At 62.7% G+C, this 21,193-nt stretch carries 18 protein-coding genes; all 18 read left to right on the top strand.

What is annotated here, in order from left to right; translation table 11 throughout:
- The first annotated feature begins 272 nt into the window (after nucleotides 1–272).
- The 18 genes from IFU31_RS14755 (at nucleotide 273) to nuoJ (ending at nucleotide 21,193) form a co-directional block, all read left to right on the top strand.
- Nucleotides 273–2,501: an NADP-dependent isocitrate dehydrogenase gene (locus IFU31_RS14755; protein WP_192103456.1), complete on the top strand. Its 2,229-nt coding sequence runs from the start codon at nucleotides 273–275 to the stop codon at nucleotides 2,499–2,501.
- A gap of 398 nt (nucleotides 2,502–2,899) precedes the next feature.
- Nucleotides 2,900–3,340, top strand: a complete 441-nt coding sequence (locus IFU31_RS14750) for an NUDIX hydrolase (protein WP_192103547.1) — start codon at nucleotides 2,900–2,902, stop codon at nucleotides 3,338–3,340.
- A gap of 58 nt (nucleotides 3,341–3,398) precedes the next feature.
- On the top strand, nucleotides 3,399–4,520 hold the full coding sequence (gene mnmA / locus IFU31_RS14745) for a tRNA 2-thiouridine(34) synthase MnmA (RefSeq protein WP_192103454.1): 1,122 nt from the start codon (nucleotides 3,399–3,401) through the stop codon (nucleotides 4,518–4,520).
- A complete protein-coding gene (gene hflD, locus IFU31_RS14740) occupies nucleotides 4,517–5,137 on the top strand; it encodes a high frequency lysogenization protein HflD (protein ID WP_122477760.1) in 621 nt (206 codons plus the stop codon). The genes mnmA and hflD overlap by 4 nt, the downstream gene beginning before the upstream one ends.
- Before the next feature lie 89 nt (nucleotides 5,138–5,226).
- Nucleotides 5,227–6,597 (top strand): adenylosuccinate lyase, encoded by a 1,371-nt coding sequence (purB, locus tag IFU31_RS14735; protein WP_122477758.1) that lies wholly within the window; start codon nucleotides 5,227–5,229, stop codon nucleotides 6,595–6,597.
- A gap of 84 nt (nucleotides 6,598–6,681) precedes the next feature.
- On the top strand, nucleotides 6,682–7,851 hold the full coding sequence (locus tag IFU31_RS14730) for a ribosomal protein uL16 3-hydroxylase (protein ID WP_122477757.1): 1,170 nt from the start codon (nucleotides 6,682–6,684) through the stop codon (nucleotides 7,849–7,851).
- Entirely contained in the window at nucleotides 7,844–8,269 is a 426-nt protein-coding gene (locus tag IFU31_RS14725) for a GNAT family N-acetyltransferase (RefSeq protein ID WP_192055321.1), read from the top strand. The genes IFU31_RS14730 and IFU31_RS14725 overlap by 8 nt, the downstream gene beginning before the upstream one ends.
- Nucleotides 8,270–8,492: 223 nt before the next feature.
- A complete protein-coding gene (locus IFU31_RS14720; RefSeq protein WP_122477753.1) occupies nucleotides 8,493–9,248 on the top strand; it encodes a secretin N-terminal domain-containing protein in 756 nt (251 codons plus the stop codon).
- A 283-nt stretch (nucleotides 9,249–9,531) separates the two neighbouring features.
- On the top strand, nucleotides 9,532–10,857 hold the full coding sequence (gene aceA / locus IFU31_RS14715) for an isocitrate lyase (protein WP_192059698.1): 1,326 nt from the start codon (nucleotides 9,532–9,534) through the stop codon (nucleotides 10,855–10,857).
- A 596-nt stretch (nucleotides 10,858–11,453) separates the two neighbouring features.
- Complete coding sequence (locus tag IFU31_RS14710) at nucleotides 11,454–11,867, top strand: NADH-quinone oxidoreductase subunit A (RefSeq protein ID WP_043190089.1); 414 nt, start codon at nucleotides 11,454–11,456, stop codon at nucleotides 11,865–11,867.
- Nucleotides 11,868–11,877: 10 nt separating this feature from the next.
- Complete coding sequence (locus IFU31_RS14705; protein WP_122477749.1) at nucleotides 11,878–12,552, top strand: NuoB/complex I 20 kDa subunit family protein; 675 nt, start codon at nucleotides 11,878–11,880, stop codon at nucleotides 12,550–12,552.
- Nucleotides 12,553–12,631: 79 nt separating this feature from the next.
- A complete protein-coding gene (gene nuoC, locus IFU31_RS14700) occupies nucleotides 12,632–14,419 on the top strand; it encodes an NADH-quinone oxidoreductase subunit C/D (protein ID WP_185793203.1) in 1,788 nt (595 codons plus the stop codon).
- A 2-nt stretch (nucleotides 14,420–14,421) separates the two neighbouring features.
- Nucleotides 14,422–14,919, top strand: coding sequence for an NADH-quinone oxidoreductase subunit NuoE (nuoE, locus tag IFU31_RS14695; RefSeq protein ID WP_122477746.1), 498 nt, complete (start codon nucleotides 14,422–14,424; stop codon nucleotides 14,917–14,919).
- Nucleotides 14,916–16,274, top strand: coding sequence for an NADH-quinone oxidoreductase subunit NuoF (gene nuoF, locus IFU31_RS14690; RefSeq protein WP_122477744.1), 1,359 nt, complete (start codon nucleotides 14,916–14,918; stop codon nucleotides 16,272–16,274). The genes nuoE and nuoF overlap by 4 nt, the downstream gene beginning before the upstream one ends.
- A gap of 130 nt (nucleotides 16,275–16,404) precedes the next feature.
- On the top strand, nucleotides 16,405–19,122 hold the full coding sequence (nuoG, locus tag IFU31_RS14685; protein WP_192103452.1) for an NADH-quinone oxidoreductase subunit NuoG: 2,718 nt from the start codon (nucleotides 16,405–16,407) through the stop codon (nucleotides 19,120–19,122).
- Entirely contained in the window at nucleotides 19,119–20,126 is a 1,008-nt protein-coding gene (gene nuoH / locus IFU31_RS14680) for an NADH-quinone oxidoreductase subunit NuoH (protein ID WP_122477741.1), read from the top strand. The genes nuoG and nuoH overlap by 4 nt, the downstream gene beginning before the upstream one ends.
- Before the next feature lie 11 nt (nucleotides 20,127–20,137).
- Nucleotides 20,138–20,686, top strand: coding sequence for an NADH-quinone oxidoreductase subunit NuoI (gene nuoI / locus IFU31_RS14675; RefSeq protein WP_122477739.1), 549 nt, complete (start codon nucleotides 20,138–20,140; stop codon nucleotides 20,684–20,686).
- 9 nt (nucleotides 20,687–20,695) lie between these two features.
- Nucleotides 20,696–21,193 carry an NADH-quinone oxidoreductase subunit J gene (gene nuoJ / locus IFU31_RS14670; RefSeq protein ID WP_049860090.1) on the top strand — a complete coding sequence of 166 codons (498 nt, stop codon included), beginning with the start codon at nucleotides 20,696–20,698 and terminating at the stop codon, nucleotides 21,191–21,193.

Here is a 21,193-nt window from a genome sequence, read left to right as displayed (position 1 = left end):
CCTACACAGTATTCATCGCCGCGACCAGTGGTATACTGCCGCAGTGACCGCAGGGTCACCTTGGTCGGACCGGTCCGCCCGCGTGCACTGCCCATGCGAGTCGCGAGAGGGCCGTTGTTGCCGGTCGACCGCTTGACGCTCTACTGATGCATCCCACATCACCGCGACCAATGCTCGATTTTTCGCCTCATTGATGACAACGAGCGAAAGCGCCTATCCTGCGCATCTCGAGATTCTGTGCACGCTCAGCAAAGAAGAGAGTTAATTCGATTATGCCCACCCGCTCAAAGATCATCTACACCTTCACCGACGAAGCGCCAGCCCTGGCCACCTATTCGCTGCTGCCGATCATCGAAGCCTTCACCGCTTCTTCGGACATCGCCGTCGAGACCCGCGACATCTCCCTGGCGGCGCGCATCCTTTCAAGCTTTCCCGAGCGTCTGCAGGCCGGCAAACCCGTGCCGGACGATCTCGCCGAGCTGGGCACCCTGGCCACCACGCCTGAAGCCAACATCATCAAACTGCCGAACATCAGCGCTTCGGTACCGCAACTGAAGGCGGCGATCAAAGAGCTGCAGGACCAAGGCTTCGACCTGCCCGACTACCCAGACAGCGCCGAGTCGGATGCCGACAAGGACACCCGCGCCCGCTACGACAAGGTCAAGGGCAGCGCCGTGAACCCGGTACTGCGTGAAGGCAACTCCGACCGCCGTGCACCACTGTCGGTCAAGAACTATGCGCGCAAGCACCCGCACAAGATGGGCGCCTGGGCCGCCGACTCGAAGTCCCACGTTGCGCACATGAGCAGCGGCGATTTCTACGGCAGCGAGAAAAGTGCCCTGATCGAAGCCGACGGCAGCGTCAAGATCGAACTGGTCGGCAGCGACGGCAGCACCACCGTATTGAAGGAAAAGACCAAGGTCCTGGCTGGCGAGATCATCGACTGCGCCGCGCTGAGCAAAAAAGCCCTGCGCGCCTTCGTGGCCGCCGAGATCGAGGACGCCAAGAAACAGGGCGTGCTGTTCTCCGTTCACCTCAAAGCCACCATGATGAAGGTCTCCGATCCGATCATGTTCGGCCAGATCGTCGCCGAGTTCTATCAGGAGGCGCTGGACAAGCACGCCGACGTGCTGGAGCAGGTAGGTTTCAACCTGAACAACGGCATCGGTGACCTGTACTCGCGCATCAAGTCGCTGCCCGCCGAGCAGCAGGCGCAGATCGAAGCCGACGTCCAGGCCGTCTATGCCACTCGCCCTGCCCTGGCCATGGTCAACTCCGACAAGGGCATCACCAACCTGCACGTGCCCAGCGACGTCATCGTCGATGCCTCGATGCCGGCCATGATCCGCGACTCGGGCAAGATGTGGAACACCGAAGGTGTGCTGCAGGATACCAAGGCCCTGATCCCGGATCGCTGCTACGCCAGCATCTACCAGGCCGCCATCGAAGACTGCAAGAAGCACGGTGCATTCGATCCGACCACCATGGGCAGCGTGCCCAACGTGGGCCTGATGGCGCAGAAAGCCGAGGAATACGGTTCCCACGACAAGACCTTCCAGATTGCCGCCGACGGCGTGGTCCGCGTCAGCGACAGCAATGGCCGCGTGCTCATGGAGCAGAAGGTCGAGACTGGTGACGTGTTCCGCATGTGCCAGACCAAGGACGCGCCGATCCAGGACTGGGTCAAGCTCGCCGTCAACCGCGCCCGTGCCAGCAGCACCCCTGCCGTGTTCTGGCTCGACCCGGCACGCGCCCACGACGCGGTGATGATCGACAAGGTGCAGAAATACCTGAAAGACCACGACACCAATGGCCTGGACATCCAGATCATGTCGCCGGTCGATGCCATGGCTTTCTCGCTCAAGCGCATTCGTGCCGGGCAAGACACCATTTCAGTGACCGGCAACGTGCTGCGCGACTACCTGACCGACCTGTTCCCGATCATGGAACTGGGCACCAGCGCCAAGATGCTTTCGATCGTGCCGCTGATGAATGGCGGCGGCCTGTTCGAAACCGGCGCTGGCGGTTCGGCGCCCAAGCACGTGCAGCAACTGGTCGAAGAAAACTTCCTGCGCTGGGATTCCCTGGGTGAGTTCCTGGCCCTGGCCGCTTCGCTGGAGCACCTGGGCAGCACCTACGACAACCCCAAGGCGCTGGTACTGGCCGCAACCCTGGACAAGGCCACTGGCCAATTCCTCGACAACAACAAGTCGCCATCGCGCAAGGTCGGCAACATCGACAACCGTGGCAGCCACTTCTACCTGGCACTGTACTGGGCCCAGGCCCTGGCCGAGCAGAACGACGACGCCGCCCTGCAAGCGCAGTTCGCGCCGCTGGCCAAGACCCTGGCCGAGAACGAGGCGAAGATCGTCGCCGAGCTCAACGCCGTGCAGGGCAAGCCAGTGGACATCGGCGGCTACTACCATGCCGATGCCGAACTGACCCGCAAGGCCATGCGCCCCAGCGAAACCCTGAACGCCGCGATCGCTTCGCTGGTGTAAGGTTTGAACCGGTAACACCCCCAGCCCTGGCCCTGTGCCGGGGCTGACTTTTTAAGCGCAGGCGATCTCCCGTAGGAGCGGTCATCGGCCCCGAAAGGAGCAACGCGAATTGTCTGATGCACCGCGGCGCCTCTGGTTCGCGGCCACGGACCGCTCCTACGGAAGATCGCATGCGCCCGTAGGAGCGGTCATCGGCCCCGAAAGGAGCAACGCGAACTGTCTGATGCACCGCGGCGCCTGGTTCGCGGCCACGGACCGCTCCTACGGAAGATCGCATGCGCCCGTAGGAGCGGTCATCGGCCGCGAAAGGAGCAACGCGTATTGTCTGATGCACCGCGGTGCCGGGTTCGCGGCCACGGACCGCTCCTACGAGGGGTCCATCAATGGGAGATTCCATCATGACCTGGCAACCGCATATCACTGTCGCCACTATCATCGAGGACAGCGGGCGTTTTCTGTTCGTCGAGGAAATGAAAGGCGGACGTTTGGTGCTCAACCAGCCTGCCGGCCATCTCGAGCCTGACGAAAACCTCATGCAAGCCGCCCTGCGCGAGACCCTCGAAGAAACTGCCTGGGACGTCGAGCTGACCGGCGTGGTCGGCATCTACCTGTACACGGCGCCCAGCAACGGCGTGACCTACCAGCGCATCTGCTTCAGTGCACGCCCCCTGCACCTCAACCCCGAGCTCGAACTGGATCCGGACATCAGCGGCACCACCTGGCTGACCCGCGACGAGCTGGCCGCACAGGGCCATCGACTGCGCAGCGAGCTGGTCATGCAATGCCTGGACGACTACCTGAACGGACCGCTGCACAGCCTGGGGCTGATTCGCACCTGAGCGTTTTGCAGCTTACCCTGTTAGAATCGCGTCCTTTTCAGAGACCCCATCGAATCCCATGCGTGAGCCAGCTCCCCGCCACTGCGCAAAACAGCGCGTCATCGTCGGCATGTCCGGCGGCGTCGACTCTTCCGTTTCCGCCCTACTGCTGATGGAGCAGGGCTACCACGTGGAAGGCCTGTTCATGAAGAACTGGGAGGAAGACGACGGAACCGAATACTGCACGGCGCGTGAGGACCTGGCGGATGCCCAGGCCGTTTGCGACAAGCTGGGCATCAAGCTGCACACCGCCAACTTCGCGGCTGAATACTGGGACAACGTCTTCGAGCACTTCCTCGAGGAGTACAAGGCCGGCCGTACGCCAAACCCGGACATCCTGTGCAACCGCGAGATCAAGTTCAAGGCATTCCTGGACTACGCACTGATGCTGGGCGCCGACCTGATTGCCACCGGCCACTACGTGCGTCGCCGCGACAGCGACGGGCAGACGCAACTGCTCAAGGGCCTGGACCCGAACAAGGACCAGAGCTACTTCCTGCACGCCGTCGGCGGTGAGCAGATCGCTCGCACGCTGTTTCCCGTAGGCGAACTGGAAAAGCCCGAAGTGCGCGCCATCGCCGAGATGCACGGTCTGGCGACCGCCAAGAAAAAGGATTCCACCGGTATCTGCTTCATCGGCGAACGCCGCTTCAGCGACTTTCTCAAGCAGTACCTGCCAGCGCAGCCAGGCGAGATCAAGACCACCAGCGGCGAGGTCATCGGCCGTCACCACGGCTTGATGTACCACACCATCGGACAGCGCCAGGGGCTGGGTATCGGCGGCCTCAAGGACGCCGGTGACGACCCGTGGTACGTGCTGGCCAAGGACCTGGTCGCCAACGAATTGATCGTGGGCCAGGGCAACGAGCATCCGCTGCTGTTTTCCGGCGCCCTGCTCGCTTCGGAAATCTACTGGGTGAACCCGGTGGACCTGGCCGAGCCGCGGCGCCTGACGGCCAAGGTTCGCTATCGTCAAAGCGACCAGGCATGCACCCTGGAACGCACCGCCGAGGGCTATCGCGCGGTATTCGACGAGCCGCAACGGGCTGTCACCCCAGGTCAGTCGGTGGTGTTCTACGACGGCGAAATCTGCCTGGGTGGCGGCGTCATCGAAGTCGCCGAGGCCTGGAGCCAGCCATGAACAACCTGCAGGAACAATTGGTAGCCCTGGGCGCGGTGTTCCAGGCGGCGGTGCTGGTCGACCGTATCGCCAAGACCGGTTCCGCCGCCGAGGCTGACGTCGCCTGCCTGCTGGGCAGCCTGCTGGTGGTCGATCCGCAGAACACGCTTGAAGTGTTCGGTGGCGACGACAGCCATCTGCGCGAAGGTTATGGCGCGCTGTCCAGCGCGCTGGAGCGAGACCCCGGCAGCCTGCAGCGCGAGCCGCTGCGCTACGCGCTGTCGATGCTGGGCCTGGAGCGGCAGCTGGCCAAGCGCGGCGAGATGCTGGAGATCATCGGCAAGCGCATTCCGCAGATCCAGAACCAGGTCGAGCACTTCGGCCAGGGCCATGAGAACGTCATCGCCGCTACTGGTGCGCTGTACCAGGACACCCTGAGCACGCTGCGCCAACGCATCCAGGTGCATGGCGATACGCGCCACCTGCAGCAGCCCAACAACGCTTCCAAGATTCGTGCCCTGCTGCTGGCCGGCATCCGTGCCGCACGCCTGTGGCGACAATTGGGCGGGCATCGCTGGCAGCTGGTGATCAGCCGCCGCAAGCTGTTGCGAGAGCTGTACCCCCTGATGCGCGGATGAACGACCGGAGGGTTGGCCCGGGCCGCCCAACCGGCTTTTTTCATGTATAATTCGCGCCCTTTTCAAAGCCCGACTGTCCGAGAATACCCATGCAGCTTTCTTCGCTCACTGCGGTTTCCCCTGTAGACGGCCGCTACGCCGGCAAAACCCAGGCCCTTCGCACCATTTTCAGCGAGTACGGCCTGATTCGCTTCCGCGCTCTGGTCGAAGTGCGCTGGTTGCAGCGCCTGGCCGCGCACCCGCAAATCGCCGAAGTACCGGCTTTCTCGGCAGAGGCCAACGCCGTACTGGATGTGCTTGCCAGTGATTTCGCCCTGGAGCACGCCGAGCGCGTCAAGGAAATCGAGCGCACCACCAACCACGACGTCAAGGCCATCGAGTACCTGCTCAAGGAGCAGGCTGCCAAGCTGCCGGAACTGGCCAAGGTCAGCGAGTTCATCCATTTCGCCTGCACCAGCGAAGACATCAACAACCTGTCCCACGCGCTGATGCTGCGCGAAGGCCGCGACGATGTGATGCTGCCGCTGATGCGCCAGATCGCCGGGTCGATCCGCGAGCTGGCCCATCGCTTCGCCGACGTGCCGATGCTGTCGCGCACCCATGGCCAGCCGGCTTCGCCGACGACCCTGGGCAAGGAGCTGGCGAACGTGGTGTACCGCCTGGAGCGGCAGATCGCGCAGGTGGCAGCCGTGCCCCTGCTGGGCAAGATCAACGGCGCGGTAGGCAACTACAACGCGCACCTGTCGGCCTACCCGCAGATCGATTGGGAAGCCAATGCCCGCGCCTTCATCGAAGACGAACTGGGCCTGGGCTTCAATCCCTACACCACGCAGATCGAGCCGCATGACTACATTGCCGAGCTGTTCGACGCGATCGCCCGCTTCAACACCATCCTCATCGATTTCGATCGTGATATCTGGGGCTACATCTCCCTGGGCTATTTCAAGCAGCGCACCATCGCTGGCGAAATCGGTTCCTCGACGATGCCGCACAAGGTCAATCCGATCGACTTCGAGAACTCCGAAGGCAACCTGGGTATCGCCAACGCGCTGTTCCAGCACCTGGCCAGCAAGCTGCCGATCTCGCGCTGGCAGCGCGATTTGACCGACTCCACCGTGCTGCGCAACCTCGGTGTCGGTTTCGCCCACAGCGTGATCGCCTACGAAGCAAGTCTCAAGGGAATCAGCAAGTTAGAGATCAATACTCAGAAAATAGCTGAAGATCTGGACGCTTGCTGGGAAGTGCTGGCCGAACCCATCCAGACGGTCATGCGCCGTTACGACATCGAGAACCCGTACGAGAAGCTCAAGGAGTTGACCCGCGGCAAGGGCATCGGCCCACAAGCACTGCAGACTTTCATCGATGGTCTGGACATGCCTGAAGAAGCCAAGGCCGAACTCAAGCAACTGACCCCGGCGAACTACATAGGCAATGCAGCAGCGCAGGCCAAGCGCGTCTGACATTCGCTACCGACGCTTTGACGCCCGGCCTCGCCGGGCGTTTTTATTCCAGTTATAAAAGCAATATTATTCAGCAGGTTACACATGAAAGCTAATACCCCACTTCAAATACTGGGCGGCCTGACTGCCGCTGAATTCCTGCGCGACTACTGGCAGAAGAAACCCCTGCTGGTACGGCAGGCCTTCACCGATTTCGAAAATCCGCTGAGCGCCGACGAGCTGGCTGGCCTGGCGCTCGAGGAAGAAGTCGAGTCGCGGATCGTCATCGAGCACGGCGCCCAGCCATGGGAAATGCGCCGCGGCCCCTTCGCCGAAGATGAATTCAGCAAGCTGCCGGAAACCGAGTGGACCCTGCTGGTCCAGGCCGTGGACCAGTTCGTTCCGGAAGTCGCCGAGCTGCTCGAGCACTTCCGCTTCCTGCCCAGCTGGCGCATCGATGACGTCATGATCAGCTTTGCCGCACCAGGCGGTGGTGTGGGTCCGCACTTCGACAACTACGACGTGTTTCTGCTGCAGGGCCTGGGCAAGCGCAACTGGAAGGTCGGGCAGATGTGCGATTCGCAGAGCCCGCTGCTCGATCATCCGGATCTGCGCATCCTGGCCGACTTCCAGCAGAGCGAAGAGTGGACCCTGGAGCCCGGCGACATGCTCTATCTGCCGCCGCGCCTGGCCCATTGCGGCGTTGCCGTGGACGATTGCATGACCTATTCGGTCGGTTTCCGTGCACCGAGCGCTGCCGAAGTGCTGACTCACTTCACCGACTTCCTCAGCCAGTTCCTGCCGGACGAAGAGCGCTACAGCGACGCCGATGCCGTGCCTGCGGCCGACCCGCACCAGATCCAGCACGACGCCCTGGATCGGCTCAAGCGCCTGCTGGCCGAGCACATGAGCGACGAGCGCCTGTTGCTGACCTGGTTTGGCCAGTTCATGACCGAGCCGCGCTATCCGGAGCTGGTCGCCGGCGAAGACATGGCCGAGGCCGATCTGCTTGCCGAACTGGAACAGGGTGCGCTGCTGGTGCGTAACCCGAGCGCCCGCCTGGCCTGGTCGGAAGTCGACGCAGACCTGTTGTTGTTCGCCAGTGGCCAAAGCCGCTTGTTGCCCGGCGAACTGCGCGATCTGTTGAAGCTGATCTGCGCGGCCGACGCCTTGCACATCGACAACCTGGGCCCCTGGATGCACGACGAACAGGGTCGCGCACTGCTCTGCGAGCTGGTGAAGCAAGGGAGCCTGGGGTTCGCCATCGATGAATAGCATTGGCGTGCGCGTGGCGGACTGGCACAAGGACAATCGCGACATCCGGCGCATTCGCGAGGCGGTGTTCATCGCCGAGCAGGCGATTCCGGCCGAGCTGGAATGGGACGAGGACGATCTGAGCGCGGTGCATTTCCTGGCCGTCGAAGGCGACTATGCGGTGGGCACTGCCCGCCTGCTCGCCGACGGTGAAATCGGCCGGGTGTCCGTGCTCAAGGACTGGCGCGGCCTGAGGGTGGGCGACAAGTTGCTGCAAGCGGTCATCGCCCATGCCAATGCACTGGGCCTGCACGAGCAGAAACTCAGCGCTCAGGTGCATGCCACGACGTTCTACGAACACCATGGCTTTCGCGTCGTCAGCGGTGAGTTTCTCGAAGCCGGCCTGCCCCATGTGGACATGGTTCGCAGTCCAAGCTGACACGTGTGAGCGTGGTCGTCGGCCGCGAACGGCGCATCGTGATACGCCTGCTGGACTGCGGGGACCCTTTCGCGGCCGCTGACCGCTCCTACGGAGGCTCGCATCCGCCTTCGGGCGGTCAGCGGCCGCGAAAGCGGCGACGTGGTTCGGCTGATATGCTGCATCCTGTACATTCAGCGCGCATGCCATACTTGTCCGCACATCCAATGCGGAGATCACGGACATGCCGCTGCACCTTCTGCTCGCCAGCCTGCTGTTGTGCCTGATGCCCAGTGCCCAGGCGGCTACCCAGGTCATGCCCCTTCACTATCGCACCAGTGCCGATATCCTGCCCATCGCCCAACAACTGGTGGGACGAGACGGCAGCGTCGCAGCCTACGGCAACCAACTGGTGGTCAACGCCGAGCCCGACAAGCTCGACGAGCTCACGGCGCTGCTCGAGCAATTGGACAAGCCGGCGCGACGCCTGCTGATCAGTGTCGACACCAGCGACAGCAACACCGCCAACCAGCGCGGCTATCGCGTCAACGGCGGTGGCACTACGCGCATCATCCAGTACGGTACCGACAACCGCAGCGGCGGAGTGCAGCAGGTTCAGGCCAGCGAAGGCAGCCCGGCACTGATCCAGATCGGCCAAAGCGTACCCCTAACTACTGCAGGCACCGACGCGTACGGTCGCCTGCAAGCGCAGACCGAGTACCGCGATGTCACCCAGGGTTTCTACGTCACGGCGAGCCTGACCGGTGATGTAGTGCACCTCAACATCGCTACAAACAACGATCGACTGAGCCAGGAAAGGGCCGACGTGGTCAACGTGCAAAGTACGCAATCGACCCTCAGCGGCCGGCTCGGCGAGTGGATCACGGTGGCCGGCATGAACGAGCATTCGAGCATCAACCAACAGGGCATCGCCCGGCAATACAGCACTCAGGGGCGTAACGACACTACCGTTCGAGTCAAGGTCGACACCCTTGACTGAGCCTGAGGCGCGACAGCGCCACCCCTGTCGGGAATCGTCGACCGCAGCCTCGAAAAATGACTCCACAGTCGCGAAATTGGCCTTTATGTAGTGCTTAGTAGATTCCACTACAAAACGTTTGACGTGCAGAAAATCCATGGGGCATGATGGCCTCGCCTTCACTGATCCGCGCCTTTGCCACGCTGGCAAACGCACCGCAAGGTGAAGGCCGACCGGCAGTTCGGCACAAGCAGCGCCTGGCGCAGCAACCCCATCATCGAACCTATGCACGAGGTTTATCTCCATGGCACTGACACGCGAACAACAAGAAGCGGCCCTTGCAAAAGACTGGTCCGAAAATCCGCGCTGGAAAGGTGTGACGCGCAACTACTCGCCCGCCGACGTGGTGCGCCTGCGCGGATCGGTCCAACCCGAACACACGCTGGCCCGCCTGGGCGCAGAGAAACTGTGGAACCTGGTGACCCAGGGCGCCAAGCCTTCATTCCGCCCCGACAAGGATTTCGTCAACTGCATGGGCGCGCTTACCGGCGGCCAAGCCGTGCAACAGGTCAAGGCCGGCATCCAGGCCATCTACCTGTCCGGCTGGCAGGTCGCAGCAGACAACAACTCGGCCGAATCGATGTACCCCGACCAGTCGCTGTACCCGGTGGACTCGGTGCCGACCGTAGTCAAGCGCATCAACAACTCGTTCCGACGTGCCGACCAGATCCAATGGAAAGCCGGCAAGAACCCTGGTGACCAAGGCTATATCGACTACTTTGCACCGATCGTGGCCGATGCCGAAGCCGGCTTCGGCGGCGTGCTCAATGCCTATGAACTGATGAAGAACATGATCGAAGCGGGCGCCGCCGGCGTTCACTTCGAGGACCAGTTGGCCTCGGTGAAGAAATGCGGGCACATGGGCGGCAAGGTACTGGTGCCGACCCAGGAAGCCGTGCAGAAACTCACCGCTGCGCGCCTGGCCGCCGATGTCGCTGGTGTGCCAACGATCATCCTGGCGCGCACCGATGCGAACGCTGCGGACCTGCTGACGTCGGACTGCGACCTTTACGACCAGCCGTTCGTGACCGGCACCCGCACACCCGAAGGCTTCTACAAGGTACGTGCCGGCCTCGATCAGGCAATCGCCCGCGGCCTGGCCTACGCGCCCTATGCCGACCTCATCTGGTGCGAAACCGCCAAGCCGGACCTTGATGAGGCGCGTCGCTTCGCCGAGGCCATCAAGCGCGAGTACCCGGACCAGTTGCTTTCCTATAACTGCTCGCCTTCCTTCAACTGGAAGAAGAACCTGGACGACGCAACCATCGCCAAATTCCAGCGCGAGCTGTCGGCAATGGGCTACAAGCATCAGTTCATCACCCTCGCCGGGATCCACAACATGTGGCATGGCATGTTCAGCCTGGCGCACGATTACGCGCGCAACGACATGACGGCCTATGTGAAGCTGCAGGAGCAGGAATTCGCCGATGCCGAAAAGGGCTACACCTTCGTCGCCCACCAGCAGGAAGTGGGTACCGGGTACTTCGACGACATGACCACCGTGATCCAGGGCGGCGCCTCGTCGGTCACCGCCCTGACCGGCTCGACCGAGGAAGAGCAGTTCCACTGATCCCCCAGGCAAGCTGCTCTCGCGAGGGCGCAGCGTCTGTGGGACGAGGTGCCTGTGCGGCAAGGTAACTGTGGGAGCGGGCTCTGCCCGCGAAGAATTCGGCGCGTTTTACCCGCCAGACCGCAGATGGCCGTCGCGGGTAGAACCCGCTCCCACAGGGTCACCGTCGCTCCCACAGGGATGGGTGTTGAATCCAAAGCCGCCGCATGCAGTTGCCGGCGGCTTTTTTATGCGTCCGATTGATCCAGCGCAATGCCGGCAACCGAATAAGCGGGTAAAACACTGCGCACAGTTAATTGAGCCAACTTGCACGGTCAATCCAAGACGCTAAATGATATTAGTTATCATTAAGATATTCGCGTACTCACGGTAAAAGCTTGGCCTGCTTGATATTTTCGTGTTTCACCCACCTAAATCCCCCCAGTGAGCTACATTGAATAAGCCTATGTGCGTAATGATACGAATTAATTTGCGATCCGAAATTTACTTGCCCGGCTTTTACCCATAAAATCATCGCGATTGATTCTGCTGCGACATATCGTCACTGCGACACTTCATTCAACCCAGAGGCCCCGGCCCCTGCCAAGGAAACCAGCATGCCCGATTCGACAGGACTCATCGCCCACAACTGGGGCTTTGCCATCTTCCTTCTCGGTGTTGCCGGTCTGTGTGCGTTCATGCTCGGGCTCTCCAGCCTGCTGGGCAGCAAAGCCTTCGGACGCAGCAAGAACGAACCTTTCGAATCCGGCATGCTGCCGGTCGGCAGCGCCCGCCTGCGCCTTTCCGCCAAATTCTATCTGGTCGCGATGCTGTTCGTGATCTTCGATATCGAAGCCCTTTTTCTCTTTGCCTGGTCTGTGTCCGTCCGCGAAAGCGGCTGGACCGGATTCGTCGAAGCTCTCGTTTTCATAGCAATTCTGTTGGCAGGTCTTGTCTACCTGTTCCGAGTGGGCGCCCTTGACTGGGCACCGGAAGCTCGTCGCAAGCGGCAGGCGAAGCTGAAACAATGAGGCTTTGGCAATGCAATACAATCTCACCCGGATCGACCCCGATGCTCCCAACGAGCAGTATCCCATCGGCACCAGGGAAACTGTTTCCGACCCCCTAGAAGATCAGGTTCACAAGAACATCTTCATGGGCAAACTCGAAGACGTCCTCAGCGGCGCGGTCAACTGGGGTCGCAAGAACTCCCTGTGGCCGTACAACTTCGGTCTTTCGTGCTGCTACGTGGAAATGACCACGGCCTTCACGGCACCCCATGACATCGCCCGCTTCGGCGCCGAAGTCATTCGGGCCTCGCCGCGTCAGGCCGACTTCATGGTCATCGCCGGCACCTGCTTCATCAAGATGGCGCCGATCATCCAGCGCCTCTACGAGCAGATGCTCGAGCCCAAGTGGGTCATCTCCATGGGTTCGTGCGCCAACTCCGGTGGCATGTACGACATCTACTCGGTGGTCCAGGGGGTCGACAAGTTCCTCCCCGTGGACGTCTACGTGCCTGGCTGCCCGCCGCGCCCTGAAGCATTCCTGCAAGGCCTGATGCTGTTGCAGGAGTCGATTGGGCAGGAGCGTCGCCCGTTGTCCTGGGTCGTCGGTGATCAAGGCGTCTACCGCGCCGAGATGCCGTCGCAGAAGGAACAGCGCCGCGAACAGCGTATTGCGGTAACCCACCTGCGCAGCCCCGACGAAGTCTGATCCAGCGTTTGTCACGCCTGCCGATGCAGGCCGAGAACCCCTGGCTTCACACCGTAGTTGACCGATAGCGACCGAGACCATGACAACAGCGGACACCGCTCTGTATATCCCGCCCTACAAGGCTGACGACCAAGATGTGGTCGTCGAACTGAACCAGCGCTTTGGCCCCGAGGCGTTCCTCGCCCAGGAAACCCGTACCGGCATGCCGGTGCTGTGGGTGGCCCGTGCCAAGCTGGTCGAGATCCTCACGTTCCTGCGCAACGTGTCCAAGCCGTACAGCATGCTCTACGACCTGCACGGCGTGGACGAGCGCCTGCGCACCCATCGCCGCGCCATCCCCGGCGCGGGCGACTTCACGGTGTTCTACCACCTGCTGTCGGTCGAGCGTAACAGCGACGTCATGCTCAAGGTGGCCTTGAACGAAGGCGACCTGAACCTGCCGACCATCACCGGTATCTGGCCCAACGCCAACTGGTACGAGCGTGAAGTCTGGGACATGTTCGGCATCGACTTCGCCGGTCACCCTCACCTGTCGCGCATCATGATGCCGCCGACCTGGGAAGGTCACCCACTGCGCAAGGACTACCCGGCGCGCGCGACCGAGTTCGACCCCTACAGCCTGACCCTGGCCAAGCAGCAGCTGGAAGAGGAAGCGGCGCGCTTCAAGCCCGAGGACTGGGGCATGAAACGCTCCGGGACCAACGAGGACTACATGTTCCTCAACCTGGGCCCCAACCACCCTTCCGCGCACGGTGCATTCCGCATCATCCTGCAGCTGGACGGCGAAGAGATCGTCGACTGCGTGCCCGACATCGGCTACCACCACCGTGGTGCCGAGAAAATGGCCGAGCGCCAGTCGTGGCACAGCTTCATCCCCTACACCGACCGCATCGACTACCTGGGCGGGGTGATGAACAACCTGCCCTACGTGCTGGCCGTCGAGAAGCTGGCCGGCATCAAGGTGCCGCAGAAGGTCGACACCATCCGCATCATGATGGCCGAGTTCTTCCGCATCACCAGCCACCTGCTGTTCCTGGGTACCTACATCCAGGACGTCGGCGCCATGACCCCGGTGTTCTTCACCTTCACCGACCGCCAGAAGGCCTACACGGTGATCGAAGCCATCACCGGCTTCCGCCTGCACCCGGCCTGGTACCGCATCGGTGGCGTGGCTCACGACCTGCCGCGCGGCTGGGAGAAGCTGGTCAAGGACTTCGTCGAATGGCTGCCCAAGCGCCTCGACGAATACACCAAGGCTGCGCTGCAGAACAGCATCCTCAAGGGCCGTACCATTGGCGTCGCCGCCTACAACACCAAGGAAGCCCTGGAGTGGGGCGTCACCGGTGCCGGCCTGCGCTCCACCGGTTGCGATTTCGACCTGCGCAAGGCGCGTCCGTATTCGGGCTACGAGAACTTCGAGTTCGAAGTGCCGCTCGCGCACAACGGCGATGCCTATGACCGCTGCATGGTCCGCGTCGAAGAGATGCGCCAGAGCATCCGCATCATCGACCAATGCATGCGCAACATGCCCGAAGGCCCGTACAAGGCGGATCACCCGCTGACTACGCCGCCGCCCAAGGAGCGCACGCTGCAGCACATCGAAACCTTGATCACACACTTCCTGCAGGTTTCGTGGGGCCCGGTAATGCCGGCCAACGAATCCTTCCAGATGATCGAAGCGACCAAGGGCATCAACAGCTATTACCTGACGAGCGACGGCGGCACCATGAGCTACCGTACCCGCATACGCACCCCAAGCTACCCGCACCTGCAGCAGATCCCTTCGGTGATCAGGGGCAGCATGGTCGCGGACTTGATCGCGTACCTGGGTAGCATCGATTTCGTTATGGCCGACGTGGACCGTTAAGCATGAACAGCACGCTCATCCAGACAGACCGTTTCGCCCTGAGCGAAACCGAGCGCTCGGCCATCGAGCACGAGTTGCACCACTACGAGGACCCGCGTGCGGCGTCCATCGAAGCCCTCAAGATCGTCCAGAAGGAACGCGGCTGGGTGCCTGATGGCGCGCTGTACGCAATCGGCGAACTGCTCGGCATTCCGGCCAGCGATGTCGAAGGCGTGGCCACGTTCTACAGCCAGATATTCCGCCAGCCGGTAGGCCGCCACATCATCCGCGTATGCGATTCGATGGTCTGCTACATCGGCGGGCATGAATCGGTGGTCAGCGAAATCCAGAGCAAGCTGGGCATCGGCCTGGGCCAGACCACCGCCGACGGTCGCTTCACCCTGCTGCCGGTGTGCTGCCTGGGCAATTGCGACAAGGCCCCGGCGCTGATGATCGACGACGATACCTTTGGCGATGTCCAGCCCGCTGGCGTGGCCCAACTGCTGGAGGGCTACGTATGAAGCTCACCTCGTTCGGCCCGGCCAATACCATTGCCCGCGCCGCTGAAACCCATCCGCTGACCTGGCGCCTGCGTGACGACGGCGAGCCGATCTGGCTCGACGAGTACCAGGCCAAGGACGGCTACAGCGCCGCGCGCAAGGCATTTGCCGACATGTCGCAGGACGACATCGTGCAGACGGTAAAGGATTCCGGCCTCAAGGGCCGCGGCGGTGCGGGCTTCCCCACCGGTGTCAAATGGGGCCTGATGCCCAAAGACGAATCCATGGACATCCGCTACCTGCTGTGCAACGCGGATGAAATGGAGCCCAACACTTGGAAAGACCGCATGCTGATGGAGCAGCAGCCTCATCTGCTGATCGAAGGCATGCTGATTTCCGCGCGCGCGCTGAAGGCCTACCGTGGCTACATCTTCCTGCGCGGCGAATACACCACAGCCGCCAAGCACCTGAATCGTGCCGTACAGGAAGCGAAAGCCGCCGGCCTGCTGGGCAAGAACATCCTGGGCTCGGGCTTCGACTTCGAACTGTTCGTGCACACCGGTGCCGGCCGCTACATCTGCGGTGAAGAAACCGCGCTGATCAACTCGCTGGAAGGCCGCCGCGCCAACCCGCGTTCCAAGCCGCCCTTCCCCGCCGCCGTGGGCGTGTGGGGCAAGCCGACGTGCGTGAACAACGTCGAAACCCTGTGCAACGTGCCGGCCATCGTCGGCAACGGCATCGACTGGTACAAGGCGCTGGCCATGCCGGGCAGTGAAGACCACGGCACCAAGCTGATGGGCTTCTCCGGCAAGGTCAAGAACCCCGGTCTGTGGGAACTGCCGTTCGGCATCACCGCCCGCGAGTTGTTCGAAGACTATGCCGGCGGCATGCGCGACGGTTTCACGCTCAAGTGCTGGCAGCCAGGCGGCGCCGGTACCGGTTTCCTGCTGCCCGAACACCTCGACGCGCAGATGTACGCCGGCGGTATCGGCAAGGTCGGCACCCGCATGGGTACGGGCCTGGCCATGGCCGTGGATGACAGCGTCAACATGGTGTCCCTGCTGCGCAACATGGAAGAGTTCTTTTCGCGCGAGTCCTGTGGCTTCTGTACCCCTTGCCGCGACGGCCTGCCGTGGAGCGTCAAGCTGCTGCGCGCCATCGAGACCGGCAACGGCCAGCCGGGGGATATCGAAACCCTGCTGGGCCTGGTCGGTTTTCTCGGCCCCGGCAAGACGTTCTGTGCGCACGCGCCCGGCGCCGTGGAGCCCTTGGGCAGCGCGATCAAATATTTCCGTGCCGAGTTCGAGGCGGGCATCAAGCCCGTCACGCCGGGCAGCCTGACCCAGGTGGCCACACCCACCATGGCCGGCGCCTGACCAACAGCACGCCCGGCGGCCCGTGCCGCCGGTATCGCCCGTTGACGCGCCCTTTCCGGCTGCGCCGGGCGAACGACAAGATTTCCATTAGCCACGCCCGCTGACAACGGGCCAACGAAGAACTTGAACCATGGCCACTATCCACGTAGACGGCAAAGCGCTCGAGGTCGATGGCGCAGACAACCTGTTGCAGGCCTGTCTGTCGCTGGGCCTCGACATCCCGTATTTCTGCTGGCACCCGGCGCTGGGCAGCGTCGGCGCCTGCCGCCAGTGCGCAGTCAAGCAGTACACCGACGAGAACGACACCCGTGGTCGCATCGTCATGTCGTGCATGACCCCTGCCACCGACAACACCTGGATCTCCATCGAAGACGACGAATCCAAGGCATTCCGTGCCAGCGTCGTCGAATGGCTGATGACCAACCACCCGCACGACTGCCCGGTCTGCGAGGAAGGCGGTCACTGCCATCTGCAAGACATGACCGTGATGACCGGTCACAACGAGCGTCGCTATCGGTTCAGCAAGCGCACCCACCAGAATCAGGAACTGGGCCCGTTCATCGCGCACGAGATGAACCGCTGCATCGCCTGCTATCGCTGCGTGCGTTTCTACAAGGACTACGCCGGCGGCACCGACCTGGGCGTGTTCGGCGCCCACGACAACGTCTACTTCGGACGGGTCGAGGACGGCACCCTGGAAAGCGAGTTTTCCGGCAACCTCACCGAGGTCTGCCCGACCGGTGTGTTCACCGACAAGACGCACTCCGAGCGCTATAACCGCAAGTGGGACATGCAGTTTGCCCCGAGCATCTGCCATGGCTGCTCGAGCGGTTGCAACATCAGCCCGGGCGAGCGCTACGGTGAGCTGCGCCGCATCGAGAACCGCTACAACGGTTCGGTGAACCACTATTTCCTGTGCGACCGTGGCCGCTTCGGCTACGGCTACGTCAACCGCACCGATCGCCCACGGCAACCGCTGCTGGCCGAAGGCAACCGCAAGCTGAGCCTCGACGAGGCGCTGGACAAGGCTGCCGAGCTGTTGCGCGGCCGCAACATCGTCGGCATCGGCTCGCCGCGGGCCAGCCTGGAAAGCAACTACGCCCTGCTGGAACTGGTCGGTGCCAAGCACTTCTACAGCGGCATCGAAGCCGGCGAGCTGTCGCGCATCCGCCTGGCCTTGCAGGTGCTGCAGAACAGCCCGTTGCCGATCCCGAGCCTGCGCGAGGTCGAAGACCACGACGCGGTGTTCGTGTTGGGCGAAGACTTGACCCAGACCGCCGCGCGCATGGCGCTGGCACTGCGTCAATCGGTGAAGGGCAAGGCAGAGGCTATGGCCGAGGCCATGCGCGTTCAACCGTGGCTCGACGCTGCCGTTAAGAACATCGGTCAACATGAGCTGCATCCGTTGTTCATCGCCAGCCTGACCGACACCAAGCTCGACGACGTCGCCGAAGAATGCGTGCACGCCGCGCCCGAAGACCTGGCGCGCATCGGCTTCGCCGTGGCCCATGCGATCGATCCGAGCGCACCCGCCGTCAGCGGCCTGGACACCGAAGCCCTCGAGCTGGCCCAGCGCATTGCCGATGCACTGGTGGCCGCCAAGCGTCCGCTGGTCATCAGCGGCACTTCGCTGGGCTGCAACGCCCTGATCGAGGCGGCAGGCAACATCGCCAAGGCCTTGAAGGGTCGCGACAAGGCCGGCTCGCTGAGCCTGATCGTGCCGGAAGCCAACAGCATGGGCCTGGCAATGCTCGGTGGCGAGTCGGTGGACGACGCGCTGCAAGCCGTGATCGACGGTCACGCCGACGCACTGGTGATCCTGGAAAACGATTTGTACACCCGTGTCGATGCCGCCAAAGTGGATGCTGCGCTGAACGCCGCCAAGGTGGTCATCGTTGCCGATCACCAGCACACCCGCACCGTCGAGCGCGCCCATCTGGTCTTGCCGGCCGCCAGCTTCGCCGAAGGCGATGGCACGCTGGTCAGCCAGGAAGGCCGCGCCCAGCGGTTCTTCCAGGTGTTCGATCCGGTCTACCTGGATGCCAGCATTCTGATCCACGAAGGCTGGCGCTGGCTGCACGCGCTGCGCAGCACGCTGCTGAACCAGCCGGTGGACTGGACCCAGCTCGACCACGTCACCGCTGCCGTGGCCAACAGCGCTGCACCACTGGCGCGCATCGTCGATGCCGCGCCCTCGGCCTCGTTCCGCATCAAGGGCCTGAAGCTGGCCCGTGAGCCGTTGCGCTACAGCGGCCGCACGGCCATGCGCGCCAACATCAGCGTGCACGAGCCACGGACATCGCAGGATACCGATACCGCCTTCTCGTTCTCCATGGAAGGCTACTCGGGCTCGGCCGAGCCACGTCAGCAGGTGCCATTCGCCTGGTCGCCAGGCTGGAACTCGCCACAGGCCTGGAACAAGTTCCAGGACGAAGTGGGCGGCCATCTGCGTGCCGGTGACCCCGGCACACGCCTGATCGAAAGCCAGGGCGACGGCCTGGGCTGGTTCGCCAGCGTGCCGGCGGCCTTCTCGCCCGCTCGCGGCACCTGGCAGGCAGTGCCGTTCTATCACCTGTTCGGCAGCGAAGAAAACTCTTCCCGCTCCGCACCGGTGCAGGAGCGGATTCCGGCTCCCTACGTCGCGTTGGCCAAATCCGAGGCGGATCGTCTGGGCGTCAACGATGGCGCCCTGCTGAGCCTCACCGTCGCCGGCCGGGCCTTGCGCCTGCCGCTGCGCATCAGTGAAGAACTGGGCGCAGGCCTGGTGGGTCTGCCCGCTGGTCTGGCGGGCATCCCGCCGGCGTTTGCCGGCGCATCCGTCGAAGGCCTGCAGGAGGCAGCACAATGACCTGGTTCACCCCTGAAGTGATCGACATCATCATCGGTGTGGTCAAGGCCCTGGTCATCATGCTGGCGGTGGTCGTCTGCGGCGCGTTGCTCAGCTTCGTCGAGCGTCGCCTGCTGGGCTGGTGGCAGGATCGCTACGGCCCGAACCGGGTCGGTCCGTTCGGCATGTTCCAGATTGCCGCCGACATGCTGAAGATGTTCTTCAAGGAAGACTGGAACCCGCCCTTCGTCGACAAGGTGATCTTCACCCTGGCGCCGGTGGTGGCCATGAGTGCCTTGCTGATCGCCTTCGCGATCATTCCGATCACCCCCACCTGGGGTGTGGCGGACCTGAACATCGGGCTGCTGTTCTTCTTCGCCATGGCCGGACTGTCGGTGTATGCCGTGCTGTTCGCCGGCTGGGCCAGCAACAACAAGTACGCCCTGCTGGGCAGCTTGCGGGCTTCCGCGCAAACCGTGTCGTACGAAGTGTTCATGGGCCTGTCGCTGATGGGCATCGTGATCCAGGCCGGTTCCTTCAACATGCGCGACATCGTCGAGTACCAGGCGCAGAACCTGTGGTTCATCATTCCGCAGTTCTTCGGCTTCTGTACCTTCTTCGTCGCCGGCGTGGCGGTGACTCACCGTCATCCGTTCGACCAGCCGGAAGCGGAACAGGAACTGGCCGACGGCTACCACATCGAATACGCCGGCATGAAATGGGGCATGTTCTTCGTCGGTGAATACATCGGCATCATCCTGATCTCGGCCTTGCTGGTGACGCTGTTCTTCGGCGGCTGGCATGGTCCGTTCGGAATTCTGCCGCAACTGTCGTTCGTCTGGTTCGCACTGAAAACCGCGTTCTTCATCATGCTGTTCGTACTGCTGCGCGCATCCATCCCGCGCCCTCGCTACGACCAGGTAATGGATTTCAGCTGGAAGTTCTGCCTGCCACTGACCCTGATCAACATGCTGGTGACCGCCGCGATCGTGTTGTTGAACACGCCCGCCGGCACGGTTCAGTGAGGAATTGACCCATGTTCAAATATATCGGTGACATCGTAAAAGGAACGGGCACGCAGCTGCGCAGCCTGATCATGGTGTTCGGCCACGGTTTCCGTAAGCGCGACACCCTGCAATACCCCGAGGAGGCGGTTTACCTGCCGCCGCGCTATCGCGGCCGCATCGTATTGACCCGCGACCCCGACGGCGAGGAACGCTGCGTGGCCTGCAACCTGTGCGCCGTGGCCTGCCCGGTGGGTTGCATCTCGTTGCAGAAGGCAGAAACCGAGGACGGTCGCTGGTACCCGGACTTCTTCCGGATCAACTTCTCGCGCTGCATTTTCTGTGGCCTGTGCGAGGAAGCCTGCCCGACGACCGCGATCCAGCTCACGCCGGACTTCGAGATGGCCGAGTTCAAGCGTCAGGATCTGGTCTACGAAAAGGAAGATCTGCTGATCTCCGGCCCCGGCAAGAACCCTGACTACAACTTCTACCGCGTAGCCGGCATGGCCGTAGCCGGCAAGCCCAAGGGCGCCGCGCAGAACGAAGCCCAGCCGATCAACGTGAAGAGCTTGCTCCCTTAAGGAAGAAAGATGGAATTCGCTTTCTATTTCGCGTCGGGTATCGCGGTGGTGTCCACCCTCAGGGTGATCACCAATACCAACCCCGTACACGCCCTGCTCTATCTGATCATCTCGTTGATCGCCGTGGCGATGACCTTCTTCGCCCTGGGTGCGCCGTTCGCCGGTGTACTCGAAGTGATCGCCTACGCCGGCGCCATCATGGTGCTGTTCGTCTTCGTGGTGATGATGCTCAACCTGGGCCCGGCCTCGGTGCAGCAGGAACGCGTGTGGCTCAAGCCGGGTATCTGGGCTGGCCCGGTATTCCTCGGCGCCTTGTTGCTGCTCGAATTGCTGTACGTGCTGTTCGCCAACCCCAGCGCTGCCGGTATCGGCCAGACCACAGTCGATGCCAAGGCGGTCGGCATCAGTCTGTTCGGTCCCTACCTGCTGGTGGTTGAACTGGCGTCGATGCTGCTGCTGGCTGCAGCCGTGACGGCGTTCCACCTCGGCCGTACGGAAAAGGAGTAA

The sequence above is a fragment of the Pseudomonas sp. CFBP 13602 genome (genome assembly GCF_014842725.1).
In the GTDB taxonomy this organism is placed as follows: Bacteria; Pseudomonadota; Gammaproteobacteria; order Pseudomonadales; family Pseudomonadaceae; genus Aquipseudomonas; species Aquipseudomonas baltica.
This window is presented reverse-complemented; position numbering and strand designations above follow the sequence as displayed.

Bases quoted from the DNA above. Each gene is read 5' to 3' on its own strand.
- IFU31_RS14755 (WP_192103456.1), top strand. From the start codon at position 273: ATGCCCACCCGCTCAAAGATCATCTACACCTTCACCGACGAAGCGCCA.
- IFU31_RS14750 (WP_192103547.1), top strand. From the start codon at position 2,900: ATGACCTGGCAACCGCATATCACTGTCGCCACTATCATCGAGGACAGC.
- mnmA (WP_192103454.1), top strand. From the start codon at position 3,399: ATGCGTGAGCCAGCTCCCCGCCACTGCGCAAAACAGCGCGTCATCGTC.
- hflD (WP_122477760.1), top strand. From the start codon at position 4,517: ATGAACAACCTGCAGGAACAATTGGTAGCCCTGGGCGCGGTGTTCCAG.
- purB (WP_122477758.1), top strand. From the start codon at position 5,227: ATGCAGCTTTCTTCGCTCACTGCGGTTTCCCCTGTAGACGGCCGCTAC.
- IFU31_RS14730 (WP_122477757.1), top strand. From the start codon at position 6,682: ATGAAAGCTAATACCCCACTTCAAATACTGGGCGGCCTGACTGCCGCT.
- IFU31_RS14725 (WP_192055321.1), top strand. From the start codon at position 7,844: ATGAATAGCATTGGCGTGCGCGTGGCGGACTGGCACAAGGACAATCGC.
- IFU31_RS14720 (WP_122477753.1), top strand. From the start codon at position 8,493: ATGCCGCTGCACCTTCTGCTCGCCAGCCTGCTGTTGTGCCTGATGCCC.
- aceA (WP_192059698.1), top strand. From the start codon at position 9,532: ATGGCACTGACACGCGAACAACAAGAAGCGGCCCTTGCAAAAGACTGG.
- IFU31_RS14710 (WP_043190089.1), top strand. From the start codon at position 11,454: ATGCCCGATTCGACAGGACTCATCGCCCACAACTGGGGCTTTGCCATC.
- IFU31_RS14705 (WP_122477749.1), top strand. From the start codon at position 11,878: ATGCAATACAATCTCACCCGGATCGACCCCGATGCTCCCAACGAGCAG.
- nuoC (WP_185793203.1), top strand. From the start codon at position 12,632: ATGACAACAGCGGACACCGCTCTGTATATCCCGCCCTACAAGGCTGAC.
- nuoE (WP_122477746.1), top strand. From the start codon at position 14,422: ATGAACAGCACGCTCATCCAGACAGACCGTTTCGCCCTGAGCGAAACC.
- nuoF (WP_122477744.1), top strand. From the start codon at position 14,916: ATGAAGCTCACCTCGTTCGGCCCGGCCAATACCATTGCCCGCGCCGCT.
- nuoG (WP_192103452.1), top strand. From the start codon at position 16,405: ATGGCCACTATCCACGTAGACGGCAAAGCGCTCGAGGTCGATGGCGCA.
- nuoH (WP_122477741.1), top strand. From the start codon at position 19,119: ATGACCTGGTTCACCCCTGAAGTGATCGACATCATCATCGGTGTGGTC.
- nuoI (WP_122477739.1), top strand. From the start codon at position 20,138: ATGTTCAAATATATCGGTGACATCGTAAAAGGAACGGGCACGCAGCTG.
- nuoJ (WP_049860090.1), top strand. From the start codon at position 20,696: ATGGAATTCGCTTTCTATTTCGCGTCGGGTATCGCGGTGGTGTCCACC.